Genomic DNA, 15214 nt, shown 5'->3' with positions numbered 1-15214 from the left:
GTGGACAAAAAGAACGCTCTGCGCGCCGGCGCCCTGGCCTCCGGTACGACGCTGATGATGCTGCTCATGACGTCCCCCGCGCTCGCGCTCACGCGCGACGACGGCGACGACCCGGGTAAGGGCCTGAGCGTGATCGAGACGCTCGGCCTCTACGTGGCCGCGCCGATCGTCCTGTTCCTGGTGATCGCCGGACTGGTCACGCTCGGCGACAAGTCCCGCAAGCAGCAGAAGCAGAGCTGAGGCTCCGCCTCCCAACGACTTCCCGTCGAGGGCACCCGTCGCGTTCGGTCGCGGCGGGTGCCCTCGACGCGTCTGTGCGGGCAGGATGAGCGGGTCGATCCGGGCGTGACCGCTTCTGGAGGCCTCATGGACAGCACTGGCTCATCGCACGACACCCGCTCAGTGATCGTGGTCGGCGCGGGCCCGACCGGACTGCTGCTCGCGGGTGACCTCGCCGCCGCGGGCGTTCCCGTCACCCTCGTCGAGCGGCGCCCCCACCGGACCAGCAACCTCTCCCGCGCCTTCGCCGTGCACGCCCGCACGCTGGAACAACTCGACGCGCGTGGCCTCGCCGACGAGCTGGAGGCCAAGGGCCAACAGCTGCAACGGCTGCGCCTGTTCGGCAGCCTCTTCCTCGAACTGGCCGAGCTGCCCACGCGCTTCAACCACCTCCTCGTCGTCCCGCAGTACGAGGTCGAGAAGCTCCTGGAGCGGCGGGCCGTCGACGCCGGGGTCACCTTCGCGTACGAGACCGAGGTGACGGGCCTGGCGCAGGACGCGGACGGTGTCACGCTCCACGTACGCGCGCAGGGGGAGCCGGAGGACCTGCGTGCGGCGTACGTCGTCGGCACCGACGGAATGCGCAGCTCCGTGCGGACGGCGGTGGGTCTGCCGTTCCCCGGGAAGTCCGTCATCCGCTCGGTCGTCCTCGCCGACGTACGGCTCGGCGAGCAGCCCGACAACGTCCTCACCGTGAACACGGTCGGCGACGCCTTCGCCTTCATCGCCCCGTTCGGTGACGGCTACTACCGGGTGATCGCCTGGAACCGCGCGCACAACGTGTCCGACGACGCTCCCCTCGACCTCGAAGAGATCAAGGAGACCGCCCGGCTCGCCCTCGGCGACGACTACGGCATGCACGACGCCCGCTGGATGTCCCGCTTCCACAGCGACGAACGCCAGGCGCCGAAGTACCGCGTCGGCCGGGTGCTGCTGGCCGGTGACGCCGCCCACGTGCACACGCCTGCGGGCGGCCAGGGCATGAACACGGGGATCCAGGACGCGGCGAACCTCGGCTGGAAACTGGCGGCCGTGGTGAGCGGCCGGGCCTCCGCGGAGCTCCTCGACACCTACGAGGCGGAACGCCACCCCGTCGGCAAGGCGGTGCTGCGCAGCAGCGGCGGCCTGGTCCGCCTGGCGATGGCCAAGCGCCCCTGGACACTCGCGGCCCGCTCGGTCCTCACCCAGGCCGTGACCAGGGCCCGCCCGGCCCGCGCCCGCGTGGTCGGGCAGCTCACCGGCATCGGCTTCCGCTACCCGGCTCCCAGGGGCGCCCACCCGCTCGTCGGCAGGCGTGTCCCCGACGTCGCGCTGCAGGGCGGGACCAGGCTCTACGAGGCCCTGCGCGCGGGCGAGTTCGTGCTGATCCTGCCCCAGGGCTCGCCGGACAAGCTGGACGGCCTCCGGGTCGCCCATTGGGCGAGCGAGCGGCGCACCGCGCTCCTGGTGCGGCCCGACGGATACGCGGCGTGGGCCCGGGACGAGGGGGCGGAAGGGGGAGTTAAGTCCACCGACGTCCCCGAGGTGTTCGCCGGATACTCATTGCGGTAACGGCAAGCAGCCGAAGGCGCGGTCGAGTTGGGGGAGCTGGGGACATGAAGCGGGTCGAGGCGGTCAGGCGGTGCCACCGGCTGTGGTGGCTGTCCATGGTGGCGATGCACTGGTCGACGATGCTGCACATCGCGATATGGACACCGGTCCCGGGCCTGCTGCCCTGGGCCGCCGCGGGCATGCGCCGCGTCGTGGACCGCGAGCGGGCCCTCGCGGCCGCGTGGTCGGGCATAGCCGTCGAGTCGGCGCCCGCGCCGGTGCTCGGGAAGGAAAGGGAGCGCATCGGTCCGTTCGCCCGCTACCGCTGGGTGTTCGGGGACGCCCAGCGGTTCCGCGAGTGGCGCTGGACGACGATGTACTCCTTCGTGGGCGGCCTCATCGCCTGCGTTCCCGGGGCGCTCATTCTCTACGGCCTGTGGGGCCTCTTCCTCGCCGTCTTCGGCTCGTACCTGTCCCAGGAAGCGGGCTGGTAGGGCCTCTGGTACCTGTTCCTCCACGTCGAGGACGTCCCGACGGGCCTGATGGCGGGCCTGCTCGGCCTCGTCGTCGGCAAGACCGGACTGTGGCTCGCCCCCTGCACGGTCGACCGCCACGCCCGCTTCGTCCGCGCCACGCTCTCCCCGACCGAGCAGGAGCTGATGGCCGCCCGCATAGCCCATCTGTCCGCGACCCGCACCGACGCCGTGGACACCTCGGCCGCCGAACTGCGCCGCATCGAGCGGGACCTGCACGACGGAGCGCAGGCCCGGCTCGTCGCGATGGGCATGACCCTGGACGCCGCGGAGCACCGCCTGGGCGACGACCCGGAGGCCGTCAGGGCGCTCCTCGTCGAGGCCCGCGCCTCCTCGTCCGCGGCGCTCCAGGAGCTGCGCGACCTGGTCCGCGGCATCCACCCGCCGGTCCTCGCCGACCGCGGACTCGCGGACGCCGTAAGGTCGTTGGCGCTGCTCAGCCCGCTGGCGGCGGAGGTCACGGTCGAGCTCCCGGCCCGCCTGGAAGCGCCGGTCGAATCGGCGGTCTACTTCGCGATCGCCGAGACGGTCACCAACGCGGCCAAGCACGCGGAGGCCGAGCGGCTGTGGATCGACATCGCCTACGACGCGGGGACCGGGGCCCTGCGCGTCGGCGTCATCGACGACGGCCGCGGCGGTGCGGACCCGGCCCTGGGCAGCGGCCTCGCCGGAATCGAGCGGCGACTCGCCACCTTCGACGGCGTCCTCGCCGTCAACAGCCCGGCCGGTGGGCCGACCCAGATCTCCATGGAGGTGCCGTGCGCGTTGTCGTCGCCGAAGACCACTTCCTGCTGAGGGACGGTCTCGTGCGGCTCCTGGCGGCGTACGGCCACGAGGTCGTCGCCGCCGTGGACAACGGCCTCGAGCTGCGCAAGGCGCTCGTCGCCGAGCGGCCGGACGTCGCGATCGTCGACGTGCGGCTGCCGCCGGACTTCAGCGACGAGGGCCTGCGCGCGGCACTGGCCGCCCGCGAACAGATCCCGGGACTACCGGTGTTGCTGCTCTCCCAGTACGTGGAGCCGCTGTACGCGCGGGAGTTGCTGGCGGACGGCGCGGGAGCGGTTGGCTATGTACTGAAGGACCGGGTCACGAACGGTGCCGAGTTCCTGCGCACCATCCACCAGGTGGCGGGCGGCGGCACGGTGATGGACCCCGAGGTGGTGTCGAAGCTGCTGGCCCGCAAGGTCCGCGACCAGCGGATCGGCTCCCTGACCGGCCGCGAGCGCGAGGTGCTCGCGCTGCTCGCGCAGGGCAGGTCGAACGCGGGGGTGGCCGAGGCACTGGTCGTCACGGAGAAGGCCGTCACCAAGCACATCGGCAACATCTTCACGAAGCTCGGCCTGTATCCGGGGGAGAGCGACAACCGGCGGGTGCTGGCGGTGCTCGCGTATCTGGAGGGATAGCACATGGTCAGTATGTTCACTTGTGCTTAAAGTAATCGACGCAAAGTTTCGATGGACGTGATGGGTGGGGCGCTGCGACGGTAACGGGGTAACAGACCCCGATCGCGAGAGGTCCGACCCTGATGGCAGTCCTGGACCGTACCCGTAGACCGGTGGAGCCGAGCGCGGCGGCGGGCCGCGCGGCCGGCGGGCTCGGTGTCGGGCTCGCGCTCGCCGTGCTCGCCACGGTCGTCTGGTCCGGCAGCTTCGTCACCGCGCGCGGGCTGCACGACAGCGTGCCGCCGATCCAGCACGCGTTCTGGCGCTGGGTGGTGGCGATCGTGGCGGTGGCGCCGTTCGGGGCGCGGGCCGCGTGGCGTGAACGGGCCTTGCTGCGGCGGCACTTGGGGTTCGTGGCGCTGGCTTCGCTGCTCGGCATCGCGGTCTACAACACGCTCGTCAACCAGGCGGGGCTGACGACCTCCGCCGGCAACATGGGCATGATCATGGCCGCGTCGCCGGTGCTCATGGCGGTGTACGAGCGGCTCGGCGGGGCGCGGCTCGGGCCGCGTCGGGTGGCCGGAACTCTGGTCGCCTGTGCGGGAGTTGTGCTTTTGGTGAGCAAGGGCTCCCTGACGCCCGACTTCGCGCCCGGCGACCTGTGGGTGGTCGTGGCGGCCGTGTGCTTCGGCTCGTACAGCGCGCTGCTGCGCCGCAAGCCGCGCGAACTCGGCGGTGTGGCCTTCCTGTTCGCGACGTTCGTGCTCGGCGCGCTGATGCTGCTGCCCGTGTACGCGGCGAGCGTGGCGGTGCAGGGCGGCTTCGAGGTGCGGGCGGGAACGGCGCTGCCGCTGCTGTACGTGGGCGTGGTGTCATCGGCGGTCGCCTTCTTCGCGTGGAACAAGGCGATCGCGCTGGTGGGCGCGGCGCGGGCGGGCGTCGTGTACTACCTGCAGCCGGTGTGCGTGGCGGTGCTGTCGTACGTCGTCCTCGGGGAGTCGATGGGGTGGGCGCAGGTGGGGTGCATGGCGCTGATCCTGGGCGGGGTGGTGCTGGCGTCGGTCGGGGCGCCGCGGTTTGCCGAAGCGGCAACAAAGCGGAGGTCCCGGCGGGTGTAGCGGCAGGATCGAAGGGTGACACGGAATTCCCAGGAGCCGGAGGAAGCGATGCCCCACCTGCCCGTTCTGCCCGACCTGCCCGAACCGATCCACCGCCTCGTGCCGTCGCCGGCCGGCCGCATCCACCTCGTGGAGCAGGGGACGGGCCCGCTCGTCCTGCTCCTGCACGGGTTCCCCGAGTCCTGGTACTCGTGGCGCCGCCAGCTCCCGGCGATCGCCGCCGCCGGATACCGGACGGTCGCCATCGACGTACGCGGGTACGGGCGGTCCTCGCGGCCCGACGACATCGCCGCGTACCGGATGCTGGAGCTCGTCGAGGACAACGTCGCGGTGGTGCGGGCCCTCGGCGAGGAATCGGCGGTCGTGATCGGGCACGACTGGGGCGCGAACATCGCGGCCACGTCGGCGCTGGTCCATCCGGAGGTCTTCCGGGCGGTCGGCCTGCTGAGCGTGCCGTACGCGCCGCGGGGCGGGCCGCGGCCCAGTGAGGTGTTCGCCGGGATGGGCGGCGGGGCGGAGGAGTTCTACGTTTCGTACTTCCAGGAGCCGGGGCGGGCGGAGGCGGAGATCGAACCGGATGTGCGGGGGTGGCTGGGCGGGATCTACGCGGCGCTCTCCGGCGACACGATGCCGGGGGCGGGCGCGGCCGACCCGCACTTCATCGCGCGGGGCGGTGGGCGTATGCGGGACCGGTTCCCGGGGGAGCGGCCGGGGTGGCTGGGTGAGGCCGAACTCGACGTGTATGCGGGGGAGTTCGAGCGTACGGGGGTGCGGGGGGCGCTGAATCGGTACCGGAACATGGATCGGGACTGGGAGGATCTGGCGGCGTACGACGGGGCGGCGATCGGGCAGCCGTCGTTGTTCATCGGGGGTGGGGCGGATGCGTCCACGGTCTGGCTCGCGGAGGCGATTGCGGCGTATCCGGAGACGTTGCCGGGGCTTGTGGGTTCCCATGTTCTGGACGGGGCGGGGCACTGGCTCCAGCAGGAGCGTCCCGCGGAGGTCAACGAGCTGTTGGTGGAGTGGCTGCGCGCGCTGCCCCGGGGTTGACGCCTCGGGGCTCCGCCCCGGACCCCGCGGGCTCTCGTCACAAGTACGGGGCTCCATTGGAGCCCCTGCGGCGATTGAGCAGGCCCGTCCGGCAGGACTTTCGGGAAGGGGCGGGGTGGGGGTTCGTGCAGGTCGGAGGGGTACCGTCGGGGCGTGAGTGCGATGCGTGGGGCCCAGGTGGGCGAGGCCATGGAGCGGCGGCAAGTAGGCGTCTATCTCGGCGCCTTGGCGGCCGGCGCCGTGGTCGGCCTCGCCGCCCCGGGTGCAGGCCCCGGTCTCGAACACGTCATCAACCCCGTCCTCGCCGCCCTCCTCTACGTCACCTTCCTCCAGGTCCCCGCCAGGGAACTGCTCCGGTCACTGCGCTCCGGCCGCTTCCTGGGCGCCGCACTCAGCGTCAACTTCCTCGTCGTCCCACTCGTCGTCGCCGCCATGTTCACGTTCCTGCCCGACGACCACGCGGTGCGCCTCGGTGTGCTGCTCGTGCTGCTCTGCCCGTGCGTCGACTACGTGATCGTCTTCAGCGGACTCGCGGGCGCCGCGAGCCAACGGCTGCTCGCGGCCACACCCCTGTTGCTGCTCGCGCAGATGGTGCTGCTGCCCGGCTACCTCTACCTGTTCATGGGGTCGGGCCTGAGCGACGTCGTGGAGGCCGGGCCCTTCGTCCGGGCCTTCCTCACGCTGATCGTCGTGCCGCTCGCCCTCGCCTGGCTCACGCAGGCCTGGGCCGCCCGCCGCCCCGCCGGGCAGCGCGCCTCCGACGCCATCGGCACGGCGATGGTGCCGCTCATGGCCGCCACCCTGCTGACCGTCGTCGCCTCCCAGATCCCCAAGCTGGACGACAACGTCGGGGACGTGCTGCGCGTCGTGCCGTTCTACGTGCTGTTCCTGCTGGTGATGGCGTTCGCGGGGCGCGCCGTGGCCCGCCTGTTCCGGCTCGACGTGCCCTCCGGCCGGGCGGTCGTGTTCACCGGCGCCACCCGCAACTCCCTCGTCGTCCTGCCCCTCGCCCTGTCCCTGCCGGACCCGCTGGCCGTCGCCGCGGTGGTCGTCGTCACGCAGACGCTGGTCGAGGTCGTCGGCATGGTGGTCTACGTGAGGGCGGTCCCGCGGCTGCTCGCCTGAGCGCCGTCACAGCCGCAACTCCATCAAAGGAAGCGTGCGCCCCGGGATCGAGCCCGACGGGATCACGCCCGTGTGCCGCCCGCCCATCGCCTCGTAGAACGGCACCGCGTTCGGGTCCGCCGCCCAGCTCACCGCTCTGAACCCGGCCTCGCGCGCCGTGTCCTGCATGTGGTCGAAGAGCAGCCGGCCCACCCCGAGCCCGATCGCGTCGGGGTCCACGAACATCAGGCCCAGCTCACCCACCGGCGGCGCCCCTTCGAGCGTGACCAGGCCGAGGAGCCGGCCGGAGCCGCCATCGGTGGCCTCGGCGACCGTCGTGCGGCGGCGCACGACCTCGGAAGGGTGCAGCGTCAGCTCCTCCACACACGCCGCCATGAACGCGTCGTCGTAACCCCAGTGGGCCTTGGAGCGCAGCGCGAGGGCCGACAGCCGGCCCGCCTCGTCGGGGCGGGCCGGGCGGAGGTGTGCCGTGGGTGCCATGAGGTCAGCGTAGGACCGCCGCGCGAGCGGATACGTTGTGGCGTATGAGCAGCGAGAAGCGAGTGCCGGGGACCGACCGGTGGGACGTGAAGAAGCTGGTGATCCTGCGCACCCTGCGGGAGTGCGGCACCGTCACCGCCACCGCGCAGACGCTGCTCATGACGCCGTCCGCCGTCTCGCAGCAGCTCACCAACCTCGCCAAGCAGCTCGGCGTGCCGCTCCTGGAGGCGCAGGGGCGGCGGGTGCGCCTTACCGACGCCGCGCAGCTCGTCCTGCGGCACGCGGAGGTCGTCTTCGCCCAACTGGAGCGCGCCGACGCCGAGTTGGCGCAGTGGGCGCACGGCGAGACGGGGACGGTGCGGGTCGCCGCGTTCTCCACCGCCGTGCCCGCGCTCGTGGTGCCCGCCGTGCGGCAGCTGCGCTCCGCGCACCCCGGCATCACCGTCCGGGTGCGGGAGGCGGAGGCCGGGCTGGCGTACGAACTGCTCGCCACCGGCGACGTGGACCTCGCCCTGTCGCTCGCCGCGCACGCGCCGACGCCCCGCGACCCCAAGTTCACACGGGTGCCGCTGCTCGCCGACCCGCTGGACGTCGCGCTTCCGGTGGGGCATCCGCTGGCCGGCGAGCCGGGCCTGCGGCTCGCCGACCTCGCCGGTGAGCCGTGGATCTTCGGCGGGTCCGGGCCCTGGTCGGAGATCACGACGGCCGCGTGCGAGGCCGCCGGTTTCGTGCCGGAGCAGGCGCACAGCGCGGCGGGGTGGACCGCGATCCTCGCCATGGTGGAGGCCGGGATGGGGGTCGCCCTTGTACCGCGGATGGCGGCGGCGCGCCGGGACGGCGTCGTGATGTGCCCGCTCGGCGCGGACCGTCCCGTACGGCATGTGGTGGCGGCCGTACGGAAGGGCTCGGAGGAGGGGACGGCGGTGCGGCGCGTCCTGGAGGCGCTGACCGTTCAGTGAGCCGCTCCCCGGTCTCCCGACAAGTGGACCTTTCAGTAAAACTGAAATGCCACCTCGAAAACTTTCGATGGACCTTTGGCTTGTCGCGCGCGAGAGTGGGTCCATGACCCAGACGACACCCGCCCAGGACGCCCAGGACCAGGACCCGCACGCCAACGACGCCGCCCCCTACGGAGGCGGCGACCCGTACGCGGACTACCGCACCTTCGGTGACGCCGACACGTTCACCGATCTCGTGGACCTCGCCGACCGGCGGCTCGGCGGCGGTGTCATCGCCGCGAACGACGAGTTCTTCGCGATGCGCGAGAACCTGCTGCTGCGCCACCGTGCGGTGTTCGACCCGGAGCACTTCGGGCACAAGGGCAAGGTCATGGACGGCTGGGAGACCCGCAGGCGCAGGGGGACTGCGGACTCCCCGTTCCCGGCGCCCGAGGAGCACGACTGGGCGCTCGTGCGGCTCGGCGCGCCCGGCGTCATACGCGGCGTGATCGTCGACACCGCCCACTTCCGCGGCAACTACCCGCAGAAGGTGAGCATCCAGGCCGCGAACGTGCCCGGCTCGCCCGGCCCCGCCGAGCTGCTCGCCGACGACGTGAAGTGGGAGGAGATCGTCCCGAAGAGCCAGGTCAAGGGCCACGCGGCGAACGCTTTCACCATCACGAGCGAGAGCCGCTACACGCACGTCCGCGTCTGCCAGCACCCCGACGGCGGCATCGCCCGCCTGCGCGTGCACGGCGAGGTCGTCCCCGACCCCGAGTGGCTCGACCTGCTCGGCACGTTCGACCTGGCGTCGGTGCTCAACGGCGGTTCCTACGAGGACGCGTCCGACAAGTTCTACTCGTCGCCGACGCAGATCATCCTGCCGGGCACGTCGCAGAAGATGGACGACGGCTGGGAGAACCGCCGTCGCCGCGTCCGCGGCACCAACGACTGGGTCCGCTTCCGCCTCGCGGCGCAGGGCACGATCCGCGCCGTGGAGATCGACACGGCGTATCTGAAGGGCAACTCGGCCGGCTGGATCGCGCTGAGCGGCCGGGACGGCGAGACCGGCGAGTGGTTCGAGATCATCCCCCGCACCCAGCTCCAGCCCGACACCCTGCACCGTTTCCCGCTTCCGGAGGAGGTCGTGGCCACCCACGTACGCCTCGACGCGTTCCCCGACGGCGGCGTGGCCCGGATGCGCGTGCACGGTTCACTGACGGACCAGGGCCGCACGACCCTCCGCGACCGCTTTTAGGGTCGCGGGGAACTGCGCAAACCCCCCACCCAACTGAGAGCCGCGACGCGATCTCTCCACGCAACGAACCGCGCGCAGCGCACATGAACGGGGAGGGGTTCCGGTCACCAGTGACCGGAACCCCTCCCCGTTCCGCAGCGGCAACTACGCGTCCGCCGCCTGCGCCTTCAGCGCACGCTCGACGCCCGCCCGCGACTCGGACACGAGCCTGCGCAGCGCCGCGCTCGGCTCGGCCGAGGCCAGCCACGCGTCGGTGGCGGCCAGCGTCTCCTGCGAGACCTGGATCGCCGGGTACAGGCCGATCGCGATCTGCTGCGCCATCTCGTGCGAGCGGGAGTCCCAGACGGACTTCAGCGCCGCGAAGTACTTCTCCGTGTACGGCGCGAGCAGCTCGCGCTGGTCGGTCTGGACGAAGCCGCCGATCACCGCCTCCTGCACCGCGTTCGGCAGCTTGTCGCTGTCGACGACCGAGGCCCACGCCTCCGCCTTGGCCTCCGAGGTCGGCCGGGCGGCACGGGCACTGGCCGCGTGCCGCTCACCGGCCGCCGTCCTGTCCCGCTCGTACTCGCCGTCGATCTCCGCCTCGTCGTAGCGTCCGACCGCCGCGAGCCGCTGCACGAAAGCCCAGCGCAGCTCGGTGTCGACGGCAAGGCCCTCGATCGACGCGGTGCCCTCCAACAGGCCTGCCAGGAGGTCGAGTTGCTGCGGCGTGCGGGCGCTGGCGGCGAACGCGCGGGCCCATGCCAGCTGGTGGTCGCTGCCCGCTTCCGACGTCCGCAGGTGGGTGAGCGCCGCCTCGGTCCAGCGGGTCAGCAGTGCGTCGCGGTGGGCGGGCGCCGCGTACAGGTCGACGGCGAGCTTCACCTGGCGGTGCAGCGACTGCACGACGCCGATGTCGGACTCCTTGCCCACGCCGCTGAGCACCAGGTCCAGGTACGCGCTCGCCGACAGCTCTGCGTCGCGCGTCATGTCCCAGGCGGAGGCCCAGCACAGCGCGCGCGGCAGTGAGGCCTCGAAGTCGCCGAGGTGCCGCGTGACGAAGGCCAGGGACTCCTCGTCGAGGCGGACCTTCGCGTACGACAGGTCGTCGTCGTTGAGCAGGACCACGGCCGGGCGGCGCTTGCCGACGAGGTCCGGTACCTGCGTCAACTCCGTTGCGGTGACGTCGAGTTCGACGCGCTCGCCGCGCAGCAGCTTGCCTTCCCCAAGCTCTCGGCTTCGCTCGAGCAGGGGAGACCCCACTTCGTCGTCGAGGTCGTAGAAGCCGATCGCGATGCGGTGCGGGCGCAGCGTCGCCTCGCCCTTGGCGCCCTCGGGCAGCGCGGGCGCCTCCTGGCGGACGGCGAACGAGGTGATGACACCGTTCGCGTCCGTCTCGATCTCCGGGCGCAGGACGTTGATGCCGGCCGTCTCCAGCCACGCCTTCGACCAGGACTTCAGGTCACGCCCGCTGGTCTCCTCGAGGGCGCCGAGCAAATCGCTCAGCCGCGTGTTCCCGAACGCGTGCCGCTTGAAGTACGCCTGCACGCCCTGGAAGAACTCGTCCATGCCGACGTACGCGACGAGCTGCTTCAGGACGCTCGCGCCCTTCGCGTACGTGATGCCGTCGAAGTTGACGAGCACGTCGTCGAGGTCGCTGATGTCCGCCATGATCGGGTGCGTGGACGGCAGTTGGTCCTGCCGGTACGCCCACGTCTTCATCTGGTTGGCGAACGTCGTCCACGAGTGCGGCCACTTGGAGCCCGGCGCGTACGCCTGGCAGGCGGCCTCGGCGAACGTCGCGAACGACTCGTTCAGCCACAGGTCGTTCCACCACTCCATGGTGACGAGGTCGCCGAACCACATGTGGGCCAGCTCGTGCAGGATCGTCGCGGCCCGCGCCTCGTACGCGGCGTCGGTCACCTTGGACCGGAACACGTACTGGTCGCGGAAGGTCACCGCGCCCGCGTTCTCCATGGCACCGGCGTTGAACTCGGGCACGAAGAGCTGGTCGTACTTGGCGAAGGGGTACGCGTAGTCGAACTTCTCCTGGAACCAGTCGAAGCCCTGCCGTGTCACCTCGAAGATCGCGTCCGAGTCGAGGAACTCGGCGAGGGACGGCCGGCAGTAAATGCCGAGCGGGACGGACTGGCCCGTCTCCGGGTTCTCGTACGAGGAGTGCACCGAGTGGTACGGGCCGACGATCAGCGCCGTGATGTACGTCGACATGCGCGGCGTCGGCTCGAAGGCCCAGACGTCGTCCTTCGGCTCCGGGGTGGGGGAGTTGGAGATGACCGTCCACCCGCTCGGCGCCTGGACCGTGAACCGGAAGGTGCCCTTGAGGTCCGGCTGCTCGAACGACGCGAACACGCGGCGGGCGTCCGGCACCTCGAACTGCGTGTAGAGGTACGCCTGTTGGTCGACCGGGTCGATGAACCGGTGCAGCCCCTCGCCCGTGTTCGTGTACGCGCAGTCGGCGACGACCTTCAGCTCGTTCGGCCCCGATTCGAGGCGCTTCAGCGCGATCCGCGAGTCGCGGAACACGGCGGCGACGTCCAGCGACCGGCCGTTGAGCACCACTTCATGAACGGCGTCGGCGATGAGATCGATGAACGTCTCGGCGCCCGCCTCCGCGCTGTCGAAGCGCACGGTGGTCGCCGACCGGAACGTGCCGCCCTCCTGCGCGCCCGAGAGGTCGAGATCGATCTCGTACGAGTCAACGGTGAGCAGCTTCGCCCGCTGCTGCGCCTCTTCACGGGTCAGATTGGTGCCAGGCACGCGGTCATCTCCTAGTTAAGCGGTCTGCGTTCTTGGATATGTGACGTTTCCGGCCATCCTTCCACGCGGGGTACGCGAAGGCGATGTCCGTTTCCCGCCGGTGAACAGGCCCGCCGGGCGCGACCGTGGAGTGCATGACCAGGTACATCGCACGTCCCATCGACCCGAACGCCCTCAAGGAACTCCGCGAGGTCGACGACGCGGGCCGCCCCTGTGCCCCGTACACCGCGACCCCCGCGGACGCGGGCTCCCCGCTGCGCTGCTGCCTCCGGCCGATCCGGGAGGGCGAGCGCATCGCCCTCGTCTCGTACGCACCCCTGCGCCGCTGGGCGGCCGAGACGGGCGCGACCCCCGGCGCGTACGACGAACAGGGCCCGGTCTTCCTCCACGCCGAGGGCTGCGGTGGCTGTGCGACCGGTGACCGTTACCCCTTCGACCGCCCCGGCGCCCGCCGCACCGTGCGGCGCTACGACGCCCGCGGCCACATCGTCGGGGGCGCGCTCCTGGAGATCCCGGAGGACGCGACAGCCGGCTTCGAGGCTGCCTTCGACGAGGCGTTCGCGGACCCTCGGGTGGTGCAGGCACACGTACGGGCGCTGGAGTACGGCTGTTACCACTTTGCGGTGGATCGCCCCTGATCGGCCGCGCCGGCCAGCCGTCCCCGGCATGCTCGTTCCCATGGACGTGAAGGTCACCCTGGACCTGCCCGCGGACGACGTGGCGTTCCTCGACGCGTATGCGGCATCCGCCGGACTCGCGTCGCGGGCTGCCGCGCTCCACGCCGCCGTCGCCCTGCTTCGTGCGCGCGTGACGGAGGAACAGCTGATCGAGCAGGCGAAGGCGGAGGCCGAGCGCTTGGCCGGCGACCCGGCCGACCAGGCCGAATTGCTGGCCCTCCAGCGCTTCATGGGCGTCGTCGAGTGAACCGTAGGGGCGGCCACCGGAATCCGGTGACCGCCCCTACGGCGACGTACGACTGGTTGCTTACTTCGCCGACAGCTCCTGGGCCACCAGCTCCGCGATCTGCACCGCGTTCAGCGCGGCGCCCTTGCGGAGGTTGTCGTTGGAGATGAAGAGGGCCAGGCCGTTCTCCAGCGTCTCGTCGTTGCGGATGCGGCCCACGTACGACGCGTCCTTGCCGGCCGCCTGGAGCGGCGTCGGGATGTCGGACAGCTCGACGCCCTCCGCCTTCGCGAGCAGCTCCGCGGCGCGCGCCGGGCTGAGCGGGCGGGCGAAGCGGGCGTTGACCTGGAGGGAGTGGCCGGAGAAGACCGGGACGCGGACACAGGTGCCCGAGACCTTCAGCTCCGGGATCTCCAGGATCTTGCGGGACTCGTTGCGGAGCTTCTGCTCCTCGTCCGTCTCGTTCAGACCGTCGTCGACGACCGAGCCGGCCATCGGCAGCACGTTGAACGCGATGGGACGGGCGTACACGTCCGGCTCGGGGAAGTCGACCGCCTCGCCGTCGTGCGTCAGCTTGTCGGCCTCCGCGACCACCTTCTGCGCCTGACCGTGCAGCTCGGCCACGCCCGCGAGCCCTGAGCCGGACACCGCCTGGTACGTGGCGACGGTCAGGGCCTCCAGGCCCGCCTCCGCGTGCAGCGGCTTCAGCACCGGCATCGCGGCCATCGTCGTGCAGTTCGGGTTCGCGATGATGCCCTTGGGGCGGTCCGCGACCGCGTGCGGGTTCACCTCGGAGACGACGAGCGGGACCTCGGGGTCCTTGCGCCAGGCCGAGGAGTTGTCGATCACGACGGGGCCCTGCGCGGCGACCTTCTCGGCGAGGGCCTTGGACGTGGCGCCGCCCGCGGAGAACAGCACGATGTCGAGCCCGCTGTAGTCGGCCGTCGACGCGTCCTCGATCGTCACGCCGTCCAGCACCTTGCCAGCGCTGCGAGCCGACGCGAACAGGCGCAGCTCGTCGATCGGGAAGGCCCGCTCGACAAGGATCTTGCGCATGACCGTGCCGACCATGCCGGTGGCTCCGACGATTCCGACCTTCACAGGGTCCTCCGTGCTTTCGTGTTTCCGCGCTACCGGCCGTCCGGCCTCACGGGTGTGTCCATGATGCGTCTGTCCACGCCCGGCTTGTCCAATCCATTGTCCGCGTTCCGGGACGGTATGGCGCTGGCCACAGTTTCAAGCGCTCCGCGTGAACGTTTCCGGTACCCACGGCGTCGTAGGGCGTACGCGGGGAGGGGAGGCGCAGTGCTGCGCAGAAAACCGAGGGGTCGGCCGGACGCCCCTTCCCCAAGCTCTCGAACCCGCTCGAGCAGGGGAGACCCCATCGACGCGGCCGTCGAGGACCGGGTGCGCGCCGTGCTGTCGCTCGGCGGCATGCCGTACGCGGATCTGCCGGACGGTGTGCAGCAGGTGCGCCTCCGGTTGCTGGAGCGGACCGCGAAGGGCCAGGAGGCGCCGCGCGACGTCTCGGCCTGGGCGGCGGTCGTCGCCTCGAACCTCGCCATGGACTGGCACCGGGCGCGGCGCCGCCAGGAACGCCTCGGCGAACGGCTCGCCGCGCTGCGCCAGGAGCACGCGGGGGACGCGGCCGACACGCGTGTCCTGTCGATGGCCGTGGCCCAGGGCCTCGACCAACTCCCGGACGAGCAGCGGCAGGTGGTCGTGCTCCGCTTCTACGCGGATCTGCCCGTGCGGGACATCGCGGCGGAACTGGGCGTGCCCGAGGGCACCGTCAAGAGCCGCCTGCACACGGCGGTGCGGATGCTGCGGGTGCGGCTGCGCGAAGGGGAGGTGGTGTGAC

16 protein-coding genes are annotated in these 15214 nt (G+C 71.5%); 13 read left to right on the top strand and 3 right to left on the bottom strand.

Annotated elements, in window-relative coordinates:
* The 8 genes from ACWD2L_RS29025 (at window position 1) to ACWD2L_RS28990 (ending at window position 7017) form a co-directional block, all read left to right on the top strand.
* On the top strand, window positions 1-240 hold the full coding sequence (locus ACWD2L_RS29025) for a hypothetical protein (protein ID WP_351339646.1): 240 nt from the start codon (window positions 1-3) through the stop codon (window positions 238-240).
* Window positions 241-312: 72 nt separating this feature from the next.
* Window positions 313-1830, top strand: a complete 1518-nt coding sequence (locus tag ACWD2L_RS29020; RefSeq protein ID WP_451192246.1) for an FAD-dependent monooxygenase — start codon at window positions 313-315, stop codon at window positions 1828-1830.
* 44 nt (window positions 1831-1874) lie between these two features.
* Window positions 1875-2303, top strand: coding sequence for a hypothetical protein (locus ACWD2L_RS29015; RefSeq protein ID WP_351339640.1), 429 nt, complete (start codon window positions 1875-1877; stop codon window positions 2301-2303).
* Window positions 2304-2351: 48 nt separating this feature from the next.
* Entirely contained in the window at window positions 2352-3137 is a 786-nt protein-coding gene (locus ACWD2L_RS29010; protein ID WP_351339637.1) for a sensor histidine kinase, read from the top strand.
* A complete protein-coding gene (locus tag ACWD2L_RS29005) occupies window positions 3101-3745 on the top strand; it encodes a response regulator transcription factor (protein ID WP_351339635.1) in 645 nt (214 codons plus the stop codon). The genes ACWD2L_RS29010 and ACWD2L_RS29005 overlap by 37 nt, the downstream gene beginning before the upstream one ends.
* Before the next feature lie 122 nt (window positions 3746-3867).
* Window positions 3868-4842 (top strand): DMT family transporter, encoded by a 975-nt coding sequence (locus tag ACWD2L_RS29000; RefSeq protein WP_351339633.1) that lies wholly within the window; start codon window positions 3868-3870, stop codon window positions 4840-4842.
* A gap of 48 nt (window positions 4843-4890) precedes the next feature.
* The gene (locus ACWD2L_RS28995; protein WP_351339630.1) at window positions 4891-5892 is read left to right on the top strand and encodes an alpha/beta fold hydrolase; all 1002 of its coding nucleotides are present in this window, start codon (window positions 4891-4893) and stop codon (window positions 5890-5892) included.
* Between the two features lie 162 nt (window positions 5893-6054).
* The gene (locus ACWD2L_RS28990; protein ID WP_351339723.1) at window positions 6055-7017 is read left to right on the top strand and encodes an arsenic resistance protein; all 963 of its coding nucleotides are present in this window, start codon (window positions 6055-6057) and stop codon (window positions 7015-7017) included.
* A gap of 6 nt (window positions 7018-7023) precedes the next feature.
* On the opposite strand, the gene ACWD2L_RS28985 is transcribed toward ACWD2L_RS28990, so the two are convergent.
* Complete coding sequence (locus ACWD2L_RS28985) at window positions 7024-7497, bottom strand: GNAT family N-acetyltransferase (RefSeq protein WP_351339628.1); 474 nt, start codon at window positions 7495-7497, stop codon at window positions 7024-7026.
* A gap of 44 nt (window positions 7498-7541) precedes the next feature.
* Here ACWD2L_RS28985 and ACWD2L_RS28980 point away from each other — a divergent pair, with 44 nt between their 5' ends.
* Window positions 7542-8456 carry a LysR family transcriptional regulator gene (locus tag ACWD2L_RS28980; protein WP_351339625.1) on the top strand — a complete coding sequence of 305 codons (915 nt, stop codon included), beginning with the start codon at window positions 7542-7544 and terminating at the stop codon, window positions 8454-8456.
* A gap of 103 nt (window positions 8457-8559) precedes the next feature.
* Window positions 8560-9693, top strand: a complete 1134-nt coding sequence (gene alc, locus ACWD2L_RS28975; RefSeq protein ID WP_351339623.1) for an allantoicase — start codon at window positions 8560-8562, stop codon at window positions 9691-9693.
* 144 nt (window positions 9694-9837) lie between these two features.
* Here the strand turns inward: alc and pepN are convergent, their stop codons facing one another.
* Window positions 9838-12450, bottom strand: a complete 2613-nt coding sequence (gene pepN, locus ACWD2L_RS28970) for an aminopeptidase N (protein WP_351345084.1) — start codon at window positions 12448-12450, stop codon at window positions 9838-9840.
* A gap of 134 nt (window positions 12451-12584) precedes the next feature.
* Between pepN and ACWD2L_RS28965 the strand changes: the two genes are divergently transcribed.
* Window positions 12585-13088 (top strand): DUF1203 domain-containing protein, encoded by a 504-nt coding sequence (locus ACWD2L_RS28965; protein ID WP_351345081.1) that lies wholly within the window; start codon window positions 12585-12587, stop codon window positions 13086-13088.
* Between the two features lie 40 nt (window positions 13089-13128).
* Window positions 13129-13374 (top strand): hypothetical protein, encoded by a 246-nt coding sequence (locus ACWD2L_RS28960; protein ID WP_351345078.1) that lies wholly within the window; start codon window positions 13129-13131, stop codon window positions 13372-13374.
* A 60-nt stretch (window positions 13375-13434) separates the two neighbouring features.
* On the opposite strand, the gene ACWD2L_RS28955 is transcribed toward ACWD2L_RS28960, so the two are convergent.
* Window positions 13435-14454, bottom strand: coding sequence for an aspartate-semialdehyde dehydrogenase (locus tag ACWD2L_RS28955; protein ID WP_351345076.1), 1020 nt, complete (start codon window positions 14452-14454; stop codon window positions 13435-13437).
* Window positions 14455-14658: 204 nt separating this feature from the next.
* Here ACWD2L_RS28955 and ACWD2L_RS28950 point away from each other — a divergent pair, with 204 nt between their 5' ends.
* Window positions 14659-15213 (top strand): sigma-70 family RNA polymerase sigma factor, encoded by a 555-nt coding sequence (locus ACWD2L_RS28950; protein ID WP_451192212.1) that lies wholly within the window; start codon window positions 14659-14661, stop codon window positions 15211-15213.
* Window position 15214 lies beyond the last annotated feature (1 nt).

The organism is Streptomyces sp. NPDC002754 (assembly GCF_053592315.1).
Note: the sequence above shows the minus strand (reverse complement) of the source record. Positions and strands in the feature narration are given on the sequence as shown.

Bases quoted from the DNA above. Each gene is read 5' to 3' on its own strand.
- ACWD2L_RS29015 (WP_351339640.1), top strand. From the start codon at position 1,875: ATGAAGCGGGTCGAGGCGGTCAGGCGGTGCCACCGGCTGTGGTGGCTG.
- ACWD2L_RS29010 (WP_351339637.1), top strand. From the start codon at position 2,352: ATGGCGGGCCTGCTCGGCCTCGTCGTCGGCAAGACCGGACTGTGGCTC.
- ACWD2L_RS29000 (WP_351339633.1), top strand. From the start codon at position 3,868: ATGGCAGTCCTGGACCGTACCCGTAGACCGGTGGAGCCGAGCGCGGCG.
- ACWD2L_RS28995 (WP_351339630.1), top strand. From the start codon at position 4,891: ATGCCCCACCTGCCCGTTCTGCCCGACCTGCCCGAACCGATCCACCGC.
- ACWD2L_RS28990 (WP_351339723.1), top strand. From the start codon at position 6,055: ATGCGTGGGGCCCAGGTGGGCGAGGCCATGGAGCGGCGGCAAGTAGGC.
- ACWD2L_RS28985 (WP_351339628.1), bottom strand. From the start codon at position 7,497: ATGGCACCCACGGCACACCTCCGCCCGGCCCGCCCCGACGAGGCGGGC.
- ACWD2L_RS28980 (WP_351339625.1), top strand. From the start codon at position 7,542: ATGAGCAGCGAGAAGCGAGTGCCGGGGACCGACCGGTGGGACGTGAAG.
- alc (WP_351339623.1), top strand. From the start codon at position 8,560: ATGACCCAGACGACACCCGCCCAGGACGCCCAGGACCAGGACCCGCAC.
- ACWD2L_RS28965 (WP_351345081.1), top strand. From the start codon at position 12,585: ATGACCAGGTACATCGCACGTCCCATCGACCCGAACGCCCTCAAGGAA.
- ACWD2L_RS28960 (WP_351345078.1), top strand. From the start codon at position 13,129: ATGGACGTGAAGGTCACCCTGGACCTGCCCGCGGACGACGTGGCGTTC.